The organism is Colwellia sp. BRX10-4 (genome assembly GCF_014077465.1).
Lineage (GTDB): Bacteria > Pseudomonadota > Gammaproteobacteria > Enterobacterales > Alteromonadaceae > Colwellia_A.
Window position 1 is genome coordinate 21868 of the sequence record NZ_JACGVZ010000013.1, and the last position, 14368, is coordinate 36235.

The window sequence follows — 14368 nt, forward strand, 5'->3', positions numbered from 1 at the left end:
TATATAGTGCCTTAAAACAAGTTAACCAATAGAGTCGTATAAAGTGTTAAAACGAATTGCCATAGTCGAAGATGAAGCCGCTATAAGAGAAAACTATGCGGATGTGCTGCGCGTTCAAGGTTATCAAGTGCAGACCTTTGCTAATAGAGAAAGCGCTTGTAAGGCCTTTGCAATAAGTTTGCCCCACCTTGTGATATTAGATATTGGCTTAGAACAAGAATATGACGGCGGTTTTACCCTATGCCAATGGCTTAGGAATATATCAACGACCTTGCCTATTATTTTTTTAACTGCGCGTGATAATGATGTTGATACGGTGTCAGGATTGCGTATTGGTGCTGACGATTATTTAACTAAAGATATTAGCCTGCCACATTTATCAGCGCGCATTGCAGCACTCTTTCGTCGCCAAGAAGCACTAAAGCAGCCAACGGCTGAAAGTAGTTTACTCACATTAGGGCCGCTAACTATCGACAATCAACGAATGAGCATTGTTTGGCAGGAACAAAGTGTTGATTTAACGATCACCGAGTTTTGGATGGTCTTTGCCTTAGCTAAAAACCCCGGACATGTGAAGAACCGTCAACAACTGATGAAAGACTCCAACATCTATGTCGATGACAGTACCATTACTTCCCATGTAAAACGCATTCGTAAAAAATTTAACCAAATAGATAAAGACTTTAACTGCATAGAAACAGTTTATGGCATGGGCTATCGTTGGAACAAAGATGAAAAATAAGCTCAATTTTCGTTTTGGCTTACGAACTAAGCTTTTACTCCTGTCTAGTTTTCTCTTTGCCATTCCCTGGTTTGGTTATCAATACGTATGGGAAATGGAAAAGTATTTACGCTTTGGTCAAGAACAAACAATCATAGGAACAGCAAGAGCCCTCGCGACTTCGTTGCATGAACGCCCTAACCTTTTTAATAACCAAGCCAGTTTTTTACCTGATGTTGAAAAAGGTAAAGACCTTTACGGTTATCAGTTATCCCAAGCGATAAATCTGGACGGTTTACCCAACGACTGGCCAAGTTTTCAAGAAAAAGCCCACTATTATGGGGTTAATAACCAGCTTGGTCAGCAATTAAGCGTTGATAAGCTCACTAATCATTTCAGTGCCGCTGTTGGTAAATATGACAAATACTTATACTTTTTTATTCAGGTGATCGACGATACGGTTATTTATCGTGATGAAAATGCTCGAGCCATCAACAAAAATGATCATCTGGAATTATCATTCAACGATATTAATGCCAATTTTCAACGTTTTATAGTCAGTAATAAAAATCAGGGCTGGCTTGCTGCCTATCGCATTAATGATCTTGAAAGTAATGAACGGCTTCAATTTCCAAAGCCCGTTAGCTTCATTCAGGGCCAATGGCGCAATACCGAGCAAGGTTATAATATTGAACTGCGCATCCCTTTAACTAAAATCAGTGACCGCTTAGCCTTTGCCATTCATGATGTCGATGCGCCATTGAGTGCAGCCACAACAATAATAGGCAGTGCAGATCCAAGTAGTGCAGCAACCTTAGGCACCATTTTAGTGCCATCACCTGAAATTGAACGCATAGTAAAGGGCATGAGTTACACGCAGTCACGTATTTGGGTGGTTGATCAACATCATCGCGTGCTAGCAAAAAGTGGCGACATAAAAAAAGCCAGTGGCTTATGGCAAAAAAACATCAATAACTCTGATGACGATGGCTCTTGGTATGCTTGGACCCAAAAATATTTACAACCGTTATTTCAACATTTGCTCAACAAACCTCAAGATGATTTTATTGACCGTCTTTACGACACGCAAAATCTAACGGGTGAACATATTGAAGCCGCACTTGCGGGGACGCCAAAATCTCAATGGCGATTAACCACAGATAAAAAAGCGGTAATCATATCAGCCGCATACCCTATTTATATCAGCGATAAGGTCAACGGTGCGGTAATTGTTGAAGAAACAACCAATGGCATTCTCAGTGTACGAAATAAAGCCTTAGAGAAATTGTTTACGTCAATTTTAGCGATTATGTTATTGGGTGCTTTCGCTTTTTTCTTTTTTGCGTCACGTATCTCAAATCGCATTCGCCAACTGCGTAATCAGGCAGAAATTGCTATTGATGAACACGGTCGAATCAATAACGAGATAGCCGAGAGTATGCAAGTATCAACAGCGAATGATGAAATTGGCGATCTCTCTCGCAGTTTTTCAACGGCGGTAAATCGTTTGAGCCAGTACAATCATTATTTAGAAAATATGTCGTCACGACTCTCTCATGAACTCCGCACCCCAATAGCGATTGTTAGAACGTCCTTAGAAAATTTGTCTTTACAAGCCTTGCCTGATAAAAGTACCGCTTACATTGACCGTGCCCAAAGTGGTATTAATCGCTTAAACAATATATTAACGAATATGAGTGAAGCGACTCGTCTTGAACAAATGCTCAATCAAACTGACAAGGTCAGTTTTAATCTCTTTGATGTGCTTAATGGTTGTGTACAAGGATATCAGCAGATATACCCTAACTTTACTATTGAGTATTTGGCCTCAGATAAAAAAGTAATGTTGGCGGGATCGCCTGAGCATATAGCGCAATTATTAGATAAGGTTGTTACTAATGCCGTAGAGTTTAGTGATGATAATAAACTTTTCATAACGATAGCGTTGAAAAACAAAGACATCGCCATTCACGTTAGCAATAACGGCACGTTATTACCCGACACGATGGAAGAGCGACTTTTTGATTCTATGGTTTCAATGCGTGAAACACCGCAAATGAAAGAAGATAAGACCCCTCATTTGGGCTTAGGCTTATATATTGCCCGCTTGATTTGTGAATTTCATCAGGGGCATATCGTGGCAAGTAATCATCATAATCCGCAAGGTGTCACGGTGTCGATTACCTTGCCATTGCAGGTAAAGTAATTATTTACTCTATACCTAAATATTTATGTACTTGAACGGATAAACGCCAATTATTTTCAATACAGCTTTTTATTGCTAACGCTGTTGCCCTTTCTTTTTGACTAATCGGTTGCAAATAAACTTGAGTGTTAACAATATTATGTTCGGCTAATAACGCTTTTAAGTCGTCTATATGTTGCTCAGTCGCCACTGGATGTTTAATTTCATTGGCACGTAACATCGCTGAGTTTAATATTTTGTAGCCACCCTTCATGTTTACTTTGGGTGAAACAGTCACCCAGCACTTATCCGTCACCTGTATTTCAAAAGTACCCGATGTTTCTAACTGACAACTAAAACCATTGGTTTCAAGTGCTTGGCACAGAGGGAGTAAATCAACCATCGCTGGCTCACCGCCAGTGATAACGATGTGTTTGGCTTGATAACCTTCTGCCGTTATCATCGCTAAAATATCTTTAACCGTAAGCGCTGACCACGTTTGAGATTCAACTTCTTTTGTTAACATAGCATTCGATGTTACTTCATCTTCAAGGTTTATTGCCCAAGTATGCTTAGTATCACACCACGAGCAAGCAACGGGGCAACCTTGCAAACGGATAAAAATTGAAGGTTGACCGGTAAAAGCGCCCTCTCCTTGAATAGTTTCAAATAATTCATTAATTTTGTATTTTACGGTCATCGGGGTTTTTGCCTGTTTATTGCTGGTGTAAATTGAAGTAAAATGCGCAATATTAATTATACCCTAAGAGACTTTAGAAATGACAAACAAAGTTGTTGTTATTTATTCTGGTGGCATGGACTCATTCACTGTTCTTAATCGCGCCTTGCATGATGGCAAAGAAGTGTTCGCATTAACTTTTGATTACGGACAGCGTCATGTCAAAGAAATTGAATTTGCCAGTACGGTTTGTCAATCACTTGATGTAAACCATAAAATTATCGATATATCATCTATTAATCAATTACTTGCTGGTTCATCATTAACTGATAATATTGATATTCCTGAAGGTCATTACGAAGCTGAAAGTATGAAATCAACGGTTGTTCCTAATCGTAACATGATTTTGTTATCACTTGCGGTCGGTTATGCCGTTTCAGTGGGTGCTAGCCAAGTTTATTACGGCGCACATTCAGGGGATCATGCAATATATCCTGATTGTCGTCCCGAATTTGTAATGAAAATGAATGAGGTGTGTAAAATAGCTAACTACGAGTCAGTAGAAATATTTAGCCCTTATTTAACGGTTACTAAAAGTGATATTTTAACCGATGGATTAAGAATGGGCTTAAGCTATAATAATACTTGGACATGTTATAACGGCCGTGAAAAAGCCTGTGGAAAATGTGGTGCCTGCCAAGAGCGTTTAGAAGCTTTTAGTGATAATAATGTTACCGATCCGTTAAGTTACGAATCGTGATAAATAAAAGATAAAACACGACAAGGTGTTTTATCTTTTTTCGTTACTGACCAAAGAAAGAATATGCTTAAAGCTTATGAAAATAAGGCATTGTGTAGCTTTTCAACGGTCTCATTTGCTTGTTTCTCATCGACTAAGAAACATAAGTTATGTTCACTGGCGCCATGACAAATCATCCGTACGTTTATCCCTGAGATAGTTTCAAAAATACTGGTACCGACGCCATTACTGCGATGCATTTTATTTCCTATAACCGCTATTAACGATAAACCGTGCTCTACGGTCACTTCACAAAGTTGCTCTAATTCTTCAACAACGGTTGAGTTTAAAAGCGCTTGTGTTGAACCCGTTGGATTATCAAAGGTTAGCGCAACACTGATTTCACTGGTGGTAATTAGATCAACACTCAGTTCATGTTTGGCTAAAATACCAAAGACTTGCGCAAGAAAACCACTAGCATGTAGCATGGCTGGACTCTTTACCGTTACTAATGTTTGCTCTCTACGTAAGGCAATTGAGCGATATATTGGGCTTGATTCAACAAACTGTTGAATGCGTGTGCCGCCCTTCTCTGGTTCCTTACTTGAACCAACAAAAACCGGAATATTCTTTCTCATCGCGGGAATAAGTGTTGCCGGATGAAGAATTTTTGCACCAAAGGTCGCCATTTCAGCCGCTTCACCAAAACTGATTTCTTTAATAGCACGAGCATGCTCAGTAATACGTGGGTCTGTGGTAAAAATACCGACGACATCAGTCCAAATAGAAAGATTATCGGCATGTAACGCTTCGGCTAAAAGTGCCGCACTGTAATCAGAACCGCCACGGCCTAGGGTTGTCGTATGACCGTCTTCGTCTTGACCAATGAAGCCTTGGGTAACGATAACTTTATCAACCAGCAAAGGCGTAAGAAGTTGCTGTGCATTATTAGCGAGCAACTCAAGGTTAACAACGGCTTTACCGTATAATGCGTTGGTTTTCATGACTTGGCGAACATCAAACATTTCGCCATTAACACCAACAGATTTAAGGACTTGTGCAAAGATACATGAACTCATTTGTTCACCAAATGACAAAATTGCATCGGCTATGCGTGGGCAATAGTTAAGTGATTGCGCGTTAGAAAACTCGCTTAACTCATTTAGCAGTTGATCAATTTGAAAGTTTAGCTGTGTTTCTTCAGCTAAATGTTGGGTAATATTAAATTGGATAGCGCGAATACTGCTAACGATTGCTAATTGTTCATGCTGAGATACATCTTTTTGACTTAAACGAACCAGTAAATTAGTAACGCCTGAACTTGCAGATACGACAACAACTTTATTACTTGCATCGTTTTTAATGATCTGAGCGCATCGCAACATCGCTTGATGATCAGCTAGACTTGTGCCGCCAAATTTTGCAACGGTAAAAGGTAATAATGACATCTAAGGTCTCCCTAATTAAGCCCCCAGTAATAATTATAGGGTAACTTTATAAACTTCAAGGAAGAGCATGGCTGAATTAAGAAGTGTTCTTGGTAAGATAAACTAAACTTTTCAGCCAGAAGCTCTCCACCATAATCTAATTAGCACTTAATATACTAACTAGAGGTGACAATCCTAGGGATTCAGCCCTAGTAACCGAATAAATAACGCCACTCGCTAATTACTCTCGGCAATAGTCTCCCTCAATAACAGTCAAAAGAATGGTGGTTCTTCGTGTTATCTACTTAGCTAATGCTCCTCTTCTGGTTGATTATTAAAAACATACAATTTGAGTATTTATTCTAACAACCGACAAGCGGATTAAATCCTATCTGTAATAATAAATCAACAGGCTAAGTCGATCTTTTTTAGAAATAATAGCTTAATAGCATTGCCCGAAGTTCAGCTGAAGCTTGGCTAGACTTTTATACAAAAATTAACGGTTGCTGCAGCGCATTAATTTTATACCACCGACATCCGTTGAAAAGCCAAGATTTTTATAAAAGCTTTCCAGTTCAGGTAAGCAATATAATTCAAAATATTTTACCTTGACTAATTCATCATGGTTTTTAACCAGGCTTATCAATCGCTGACCGGTACCATTACCGCGATGAGAGACGCTTACAATCACATCAAAGATGATTGCTTTGTAGATAAAGTCGCTGAGAATTCGCGTAAAACCAATGAGCTTATTGTCTTCATCGAGAATACCAATACAAATTTGAGAACCACGAATACAATTTTGAGTGTCTTCGAGTGAGCGTTCTTTACCCCACCATACACTTTTATAAAGTTGGTGAACTTGCTTTATATGGTCATCAGAAAAGCTGTAAATTATGGTCATCTTTAATTTTTAAACCCAATATTCACTGACCTATTAACAGACAGTAATTAGCCAGCAACATTATTTAATAAGGGTAACACCCGCAACTTCTACCACTGTTTTTGCATCAGCACGTTCAATAACTTTTAATAGTGTTGTTTGAATAGTTTCATCTTTTCTCGCATCAACTTTACTGGTAAATTTTTGCTCTTGTGGAGCATCACCTTCAGCGGCAATAAAACCAACCACAACTTCAGTAGCACAATCAGCTGACTGACCAAAATAAGCTAATGAAATTTGTGGGTAGCCTTGAAATCCTTTCTTAACTCTTTTATCAATACGTTTAGTCGATTTGTCTAAGTTCATAATAATTATCCAAAAAATAACGCAATATTAGCGCGAATAAAACAATAGTTATCTAAAATCATAAATGATTTATCAATATAAGCTAAACCCTACAACATATGCTGAACCAATAAGATGAACATTAATACTACATGAGGAAATGCAACAGTAGGTCTTATTGATTGACAGGCATATTCTTTAATTAAGGCAAGACCTGATAAGCTAACTTTATGATATTCACAGTTAAATTGACATACATTTTCACTACTGTCGGCTAAAATATATATTTCTAACTATAAAAGCCGTGTCTCAATACGTGATTGAAATGTCTTCCAAACAGCATCTTAAAGCCATAAAACAACTAAGATTAAAAAGATAGGAATCATGATTACATTCGATATAATGGCTAATAGTAAAACGATAACGGCAATAATTTTTATATAAAGCGAATGTTTTTCATAGCTGTCAAACTGATTCAGGAGTAAGGACCATTCTGAGCTGAATTTATTTTTTTCAATTTTTTCCTCTTATAATTAGAATAAATTTTTACAACACGTAGCACGATACAATAAGTTTTTAATTAAAAATGTAAATAATAAAAACTAAAATCGATTTGTATACGTATAATTAATAATAACCAACTTAATGGTAAATAAAATGTTTGGAATATTTAAAAAAGACCCGATAAAAAAATTAAACAAACTCTATGAAGCTAAGCTTGAGCAAGCGATGTTTTCGCAAAGAAATGGAGATATAAAATCATATTCGATGATCACTGCTGAAGCTGAAAAAATAGCCGTGCAAATTAAAGATTTAGAAGATTCAAAAAAGAACTAACGCGGTAATAGCGAACATATCCCGCCAATTCATTTAAGGTGATGGCGGGATTTTATTGCTTGCCTTTTTAAATCAATGTTTATCTGCTTGCAGTCCTCAGTAAACTCAATTGATTAATAATTCGTAATGATCAGCCTTTTTGGTAAAGCCAACCCTTCTCAAGTAAAGTTCATGTGCATCATCTGATGGTTCAACGATTAAATGTTTAATACCTTCTTGTCTTAGTTGATTTTGTTCAGCTGAGAACATAAATTTTGCTGCTTTAAAATCTCGGTCTTCGGGGATGATATAGTCGAGTAGCACTTCAACCTTACCGTCCTCATCTAACTCCCGATAAGCAAATAATCCTACGGGCTTCATGTTCCTAAACAATAACAATACCACGGCATCATCAAGTTGCTGCCACTGAAAGTTTTTACATAAGCCAATGATATCTTTACCGTAACGTTCCTTTAACAAGTTGAAAAAAGATGATTCCACCGATTTTAGTTTAATTAAATCAAATTGATCTTTCTCTTGATATATACGGATTAAATAGTAGACATCAACCAAAGCAATCCAGCCGTTTAAAATAAAAACAGGGTAGGCATCAATAAAGTACCCATAAACACTAAAGGCAGCAGCACCAAATAGATTGATCCAACGCAATCGCTTGATATTAGACATCATTAACGATAAGGCGATTAGCACACTTGCGACATAACCAAAGGCTTCTAACAGGGACATGACAATACTCTTTTTAGTAAAACAACAGGGATAGTATAATAATCTGACCAAATGGTCAGAAAAACACGATTAGATCTTGACACATGAGTCAGGAAAACACAATATATGGCTAATAAATGTATTTAACAGCTAGTTATGACTCAACTATAATACTAAATAAAAGCAATACATAGCTATGCTATTAGCAACCAATTAACAAACTTAAAAGTATGGACGTTTACATAATTGTTACCTAATGCTTTTCAACTCAATTATTATCTAAAGGGATCACTATGCACTTACCTCAAAATATCATTCGTCAAAAACGTAATAAACAAGCTTTAACTGTAGATGAAATTCAATGCTTTGTTGATGGTCTTAAAACAGGTGATTTCACCGATGCACAAGTTGGCTCAATGGCTATGGCAATTTGGCTTAATGGCATGACAACTGATGAAGTTGTTAATCTAACCATGGCTATGCGTGATTCGGGTACCGTTGTTGATTGGCATAATAAATTAGACAAACCCATCGTAGATAAACATTCAACCGGTGGTGTTGGTGATAAAGTAAGCTTAATGCTAGCCCCAATAGTGGCAGCATGTGGGGCTAATGTGCCAATGATTGCAGGGCAAGGTTTAGGTCATACTGGTGGTACGGTTGATAAATTAGAGGCCATCCCAGGTTTTAATGTTCGCCCTAGCCTTGCAGAGTTCCAAGCAACAGTTAAGGAGCAAGGCACAGCAATTATTTCACAAACCAAAGATTTAGCACCAGCCGACAAACGCCTTTATTCAATTCGTGACGTAACGAGCACAGTAGAATCCATCCCATTGATCACCGCTTCTATTTTATCAAAAAAATTAGCGGCTGGCCTCGAGTCATTAGTCATGGATGTAAAAGTAGGCAATGGTGCGATGATGGCCGATATTGAATCAGCTCAAGCATTAGCTCATTCAATTGTCTCAGTCGCCAATGGCGCAGGAACACCGACACAAGCATTAATCACTGATATGAATCAGCCGCTAGGTACCACAGTGGGTAATGCACTTGAAATACAAGAAACTATTGACTATTTGACTGGAAAATATCGTGAGCCAAGGTTGCATGAAGTCACCATAGCCCTCGCTGCTAGAATGTTATTAACCAGTAAAATAGCCAGTGATATTGAACAAGCGACAACGTTAGCCGAAGAGGCATTAACATCAGGTAAAGCCGCTGAAATATTTGGCAAAATGATCACCGCGATGGGTGGCCCAGCTGATTTATTAACCCACAGTGAAAGTTTACTACCTAAAGCTAATATGACTAAAAACATCGTCGCCTCAAAAGCTGGTTACATTGGCATTATGGATACTCGTGCTATAGGTATGGCATTAGTAGAAATGGGTGGTGGTCGTGTCGACCATAATCAAAGCTTAGATTACAGTGTCGGCTTTAGTGATATTAAACCAAAAGGCACGAAAGTCGCTGAAGGCGACATCATTGCTATTGTTCATGCCAAAGATGACGCACAAGCAACTCAAGCGATTAAACAATACTTAAATGCGGTTGAGATTTCAGTAGCGCCAGTTATTGTTGAACCTGTAATACATCAACTCATTACCTAATTATTGATGCTCAACTGAGATGAATCCATTATTAAGGCGACTGTAAGGTCGCCTTAAGTTTTTATCCCCTTCTTTTAAATAAATTTATAAAATGAGAACAATTATGTCGAGAGCAATTATTTTGGTCATTGACGGTTTTGGGTTAGGTCATGCCCCTGATGCAGAAGCTTTTGGTGATGTTAATGCCAACACCTTTGCAAATTTAGCCGAAAAATTTCAAGAAATTAAAGGACGCCCTTTAAAGCTTCCTCATTTAAGTAAGCTGGGTTTAGTTAAGGCTTGCCAACAAGCGTCAGGTCGCACACTTTGTGTTGAGCCCGTTGAGCCAACTAAAGGGGCTTATGGTTACGCTGCTGAAATAAGTACCGGTAAGGATACCCCCAGTGGCCACTGGGAAATGGCAGGAGTTCCGGTGTTATTTGATTGGACTTACTTTACTGATAAGAAAAATAGCTTTTCAGCAGAACTGATGGCACAAATAAACCAAGCCACAGGTTATGCTGATATGTTAGGAAATTGCCATGCCTCTGGCACCGATATTATCGCTAATTTAGGTGAACAACATATAAAAACAGGTTTACCTATTTGTTACACCTCAGGCGACAGTGTTTTCCAAGTAGCCGCTCATGAACAACACTTTGGCTTAGATAACCTTTATAAATATTGTCAACAAGTGCGGGTCATACTCGATCCGTTAAATATAGGACGTGTGATCGCTCGCCCTTTTATTGGTGAAATTCCTGCCGATTTTGAGCGAACCGGTAATCGCAGAGATTATTCAGTATTACCTCCAGCGACCACCGTATTAGAAAAATTAACCCAAGCCGATGGTACGGTAATAAGTGTCGGTAAAATTGCTGATATTTTTGCGCATCAGGGTATTAGCATCAAAACTAAAGCAACCGGACTACCTGCGTTATTAGATGGAACGCTCGCACATATGAAAACCGCAGCAGATAAGAGTATTATTTTTACCAATTTAGTTAATTTTGATCAAGACTTTGGTCATCGACGAGACCCTGTCGGGTTTGGCGAAGCGTTAGAATATTTCGATGAGCGTTTAGCAGAGTTTTTAGATCAAATAGCTGATGATGACTTACTGCTATTAACCGCTGATCACGGTTGTGATCCTACTTGGCCGGGCAATGATCATACGCGTGAATTCGTGCCAGTTATCGCTTATCACAATCATATCGATTCGATAAACTTAGGCCAGCGCAATAGTTTTGCCGATTTGGGACAAACTTTAGCCAGTTTATTTACCTTAGACGCAATGGATTATGGTCAGTCTTTTTTAGACGAACTAAAATTTTAAACATTGAAGTCTTAACTCAAGGACCTTAAATGGTCCCTTGATAAACGTATTTACTAACAATAAATTGGCTTGTCAATTTGCCAACAGATTTAACAACACGGCCTGATATCGACAGATTAAATAAAAAAACCGAGTAAACTATTATTGATACATAGTCTTACTCGGTTATTGATTTTTATTGAGTATTTAAAGAAGGCCTGATGTTACATCAATGATTTATTAGCATCTCGGTATTGCGCAAGAAGTAATTCTGTCGAACTGTCTGAAAGTTCAGTATTATTAGGCTGTCCAATGCGAGATAAGATATCATCACCCAATATTTTCCCAAGCTCAACACCCCATTGGTCGAAGGAATTTAAGTTCCAAATAACCCCTTGAACAAAAACTTTATGCTCATATAAAGCAATTAGCGTCCCGAGTTGGTAAGGTGTTAATCGGTCAAAGGTTAACGTATTCGATGGTCGATTCCCTGGCATTTCTTTATGTTTAGCAATCACTTTGGCTAATGCCTCTTCCATACCTGAAGCGACAAGTTCATCATAGGCTTGTTGATGAGTTTTACCTTGCATTAGCGTTTTACTTTGTGCAAAACAATTGGCGACAAGCATATCTTGATGACCGTTCATATTATGTTCAGCAACTAATGGCTGAATAAAATCAACCGGTACTACTGACGTACCTTGATGTAATAACTGATGAAAAGCATGTTGACCATTCGTGCCTTCTGCGCCCCAAATAACCGGACCGGTAGTACTGCTGACAATTTCATTATTAAGCTGGCAGCTTTTACCGTTAGACTCCATGTCCATCTGTTGTACATACGCAGGAAAACCACGTAAATAATGACTGTATGGTAATAAAGCATGGGTTTGACAACCAAAAAAGTTATGGTTCCACACGCCTAACATCCCCATGAGTACCGGTAAATTTTGCTCAAGCGGCGCCTCTTTAAAATGCTTATCAAGATCGGCTGCACCTTTTAGTAATTCAGTAAATCCTTGATTACCTATTGCCATCGCAATAGGCATGCCAATAGCTGACCATAATGAATATCGTCCCCCAACCCAATCCCACATCGGAAAAACATTGTCACTATTAATGCCAAATTCGACCGCTTTAGTTACATTTGATGATATGGCAATAAAGTGTCGGTTGAGCTGCTCAAACGTAACACCATAGTCATAAAACCATTGGCGAGTAGACTCGGCATTCGTCAGAGTTTCCTGAGTATTAAAAGACTTTGAAGCAATCAACACTAAGGTTGTTTCAGGGTTTAAATGAGTTAAAACATCATGTAGATGATTTCCATCGATATTGGCCACAAAATGCTGTTTAGGCCCACCTTCAACATAAGGCTTTAATGCGGTGGTCACTATTTTAGGTCCTAAGAAAGAGCCACCAATACCTAGATTTAAGACATCAGTAATAGATTGACCACTATAACCTAACCATTTCTTGTCACGCACTTGGTTAACGACTGCTTCTACCTTAAGACGCACCGCTTTGATTTGAGGTATAATATCAACTCTGTCAACAAGTACGGGTGTACTGTCTTGTTGTCGCAAAGCTGTGTGTAATACCGATCTGTTCTCAGTATTATTAATCGGCGCACCAGCGAACATCGCCTCTCTTTTTTCAGCTAATTGCGCTGATTCGGCTAACTCGATTAACAAAGCGCGCGTTTTCTCAGTAATGCGATTTTTTGAATAATCTAAATTTAAGCGACAAGCACTCACCGATAAATTTTCTGCTCGTAGTGGATCACTGGCAAACAAGTCACGTAAATGGCTACTTTTTATCTCAAGCAAGTGTTGTTGAAGTTCTCGCCACTTATCGTTAAAAGTATCCATTAACATGAGTGTTGTCCTAAAGTGTCGTTAAAAGTATCCATTAGCATGAAGGGTTTCCTAAAGTTATCTTAAAATAATTGGCTTAGTTGTACTTCGAGCTTGCACTGGTCAATGGCAAAGTTACGAATACCTTCTGCTAGTTTCTCTGTTGCCATCGCATCTTGATTCATTTCCCAGCGAAACTCAGCTTCGGTTAATGCTACGGGTTTATCTTGAACACGAGTTGCTGGCATTAATTGCTGTGTTATACCTTGATAATTATCGGATAACTCACTCATTAATGGTGGACTAATCGTTAATCTATCACAGCCAGCAAGGGCAATAACTTCATCGATATTACGAAAGCTTGCGCCCATCACTACAGTATTGTAGTCATGCTGTTTGTAATAATTAAAAATTTCTGTAACAGAAATCACCCCAGGATCTTCATTGGCTAAGTAGCTATCACGACCGGTATCTTTTTTGTGCCAATCAAGAATTCGACCAACGAAGGGTGAAATTAAATACACTTGTGCTTCAGCACAAGCTTTTGCTTGAGCAAAGCTAAATAACAAGGTTAAATTACATTGAATTCCCTCTTGCTCAAGTTGTTTAGCCGCTTGAATACCTTCCCAAGTTGACGCCATTTTTATCAGAATACGTTCTTTACCAATACCGGCTTCTTGATACATAGCGATAAGTTGACGGGCCTTAACAATACTTGCTTCTTTATCAAAAGATAAACGTGCATCGACTTCAGTAGAAATACGACCGGGTACAATCGCTAAAATTTCTAAGCCAATTAATACTGATAATTTATCAGCCGCAAGACTGACTTCAATGGCTTTGTCTTTAGTCTGACTTTTTGCCCATTTAACAGCTTCTGTCAGTAATTTTTGATAAGCAGGTATAGCAGCAGCTTTTAATAATAATGAAGGATTAGTCGTCGCATCCATTGGTGAAAATTTTGCTATGGCTTCAATATCCCCCGTATCAGCAACGACTGTTGTCATGGTTTTTAATTGTTCGAGTTGAGATAGTTGTGCTTGCATAATAATTCCTGTTAAAAAGTTTCTGTTTATTTATTTGTTTA

At 38.3% G+C, this 14368-nt stretch carries 13 protein-coding genes and 1 riboswitch; of the genes, 6 read left to right on the forward strand and 7 right to left on the reverse strand.

Going from position 1 to position 14368, the window contains the following annotated elements:
- Positions 1-43 precede the first annotated feature (43 nt).
- Together pdsR and pdsS are read left to right on the forward strand one after the other, a co-directional pair.
- Complete coding sequence (gene pdsR, locus H4J67_RS11510; protein ID WP_182203800.1) at positions 44-742, forward strand: proteobacterial dedicated sortase system response regulator; 699 nt, start codon at positions 44-46, stop codon at positions 740-742.
- Positions 732-2927, forward strand: a complete 2196-nt coding sequence (gene pdsS, locus H4J67_RS11515; RefSeq protein WP_182203801.1) for a proteobacterial dedicated sortase system histidine kinase — start codon at positions 732-734, stop codon at positions 2925-2927. Before pdsR ends, pdsS begins: the two co-directional genes overlap by 11 nt.
- Positions 2928-2931: 4 nt before the next feature.
- Here pdsS and queE read toward each other — a convergent pair whose 3' ends face one another.
- On the reverse strand, positions 2932-3606 hold the full coding sequence (queE, locus tag H4J67_RS11520; protein WP_182203803.1) for a 7-carboxy-7-deazaguanine synthase QueE: 675 nt from the start codon (positions 3604-3606) through the stop codon (positions 2932-2934).
- Positions 3607-3685: 79 nt separating this feature from the next.
- Here queE and queC point away from each other — a divergent pair, with 79 nt between their 5' ends.
- The gene (gene queC, locus H4J67_RS11525; RefSeq protein ID WP_182203805.1) at positions 3686-4345 is read left to right on the forward strand and encodes a 7-cyano-7-deazaguanine synthase QueC; all 660 of its coding nucleotides are present in this window, start codon (positions 3686-3688) and stop codon (positions 4343-4345) included.
- A gap of 74 nt (positions 4346-4419) precedes the next feature.
- Here queC and lysC read toward each other — a convergent pair whose 3' ends face one another.
- From lysC to H4J67_RS11540, 3 genes are all read right to left on the reverse strand, one after another.
- Positions 4420-5772, reverse strand: a complete 1353-nt coding sequence (gene lysC, locus H4J67_RS11530) for a lysine-sensitive aspartokinase 3 (protein WP_182203806.1) — start codon at positions 5770-5772, stop codon at positions 4420-4422.
- A 111-nt stretch (positions 5773-5883) separates the two neighbouring features.
- Positions 5884-6082, reverse strand: a riboswitch (Lysine riboswitch).
- Positions 6083-6247: 165 nt separating this feature from the next.
- Complete coding sequence (locus tag H4J67_RS11535; RefSeq protein WP_182203808.1) at positions 6248-6655, reverse strand: GNAT family N-acetyltransferase; 408 nt, start codon at positions 6653-6655, stop codon at positions 6248-6250.
- 60 nt (positions 6656-6715) lie between these two features.
- Complete coding sequence (locus H4J67_RS11540) at positions 6716-7000, reverse strand: hypothetical protein (RefSeq protein WP_182203810.1); 285 nt, start codon at positions 6998-7000, stop codon at positions 6716-6718.
- A 636-nt stretch (positions 7001-7636) separates the two neighbouring features.
- On the opposite strand from H4J67_RS11540, the gene H4J67_RS11545 reads away from it, so the two are divergent.
- The gene (locus tag H4J67_RS11545) at positions 7637-7816 is read left to right on the forward strand and encodes a DUF6435 family protein (protein WP_182172347.1); all 180 of its coding nucleotides are present in this window, start codon (positions 7637-7639) and stop codon (positions 7814-7816) included.
- Positions 7817-7921: 105 nt separating this feature from the next.
- On the opposite strand, the gene H4J67_RS11550 is transcribed toward H4J67_RS11545, so the two are convergent.
- Positions 7922-8542: a hypothetical protein gene (locus H4J67_RS11550; protein WP_070376823.1), complete on the reverse strand. Its 621-nt coding sequence runs from the start codon at positions 8540-8542 to the stop codon at positions 7922-7924.
- 272 nt (positions 8543-8814) lie between these two features.
- Between H4J67_RS11550 and deoA the strand changes: the two genes are divergently transcribed.
- Positions 8815-10131 carry a thymidine phosphorylase gene (gene deoA, locus H4J67_RS11555; protein WP_182172344.1) on the forward strand — a complete coding sequence of 439 codons (1317 nt, stop codon included), beginning with the start codon at positions 8815-8817 and terminating at the stop codon, positions 10129-10131.
- Positions 10132-10234: 103 nt separating this feature from the next.
- The gene (locus H4J67_RS11560; protein WP_182172341.1) at positions 10235-11446 is read left to right on the forward strand and encodes a phosphopentomutase; all 1212 of its coding nucleotides are present in this window, start codon (positions 10235-10237) and stop codon (positions 11444-11446) included.
- 203 nt (positions 11447-11649) lie between these two features.
- On the opposite strand, the gene pgi is transcribed toward H4J67_RS11560, so the two are convergent.
- Together pgi and tal are read right to left on the reverse strand one after the other, a co-directional pair.
- Positions 11650-13302, reverse strand: a complete 1653-nt coding sequence (gene pgi / locus H4J67_RS11565; protein WP_182172338.1) for a glucose-6-phosphate isomerase — start codon at positions 13300-13302, stop codon at positions 11650-11652.
- Positions 13303-13364: 62 nt separating this feature from the next.
- Positions 13365-14327 (reverse strand): transaldolase, encoded by a 963-nt coding sequence (gene tal, locus H4J67_RS11570; protein WP_182172335.1) that lies wholly within the window; start codon positions 14325-14327, stop codon positions 13365-13367.
- Positions 14328-14368: the final 41 nt, after the last annotated feature.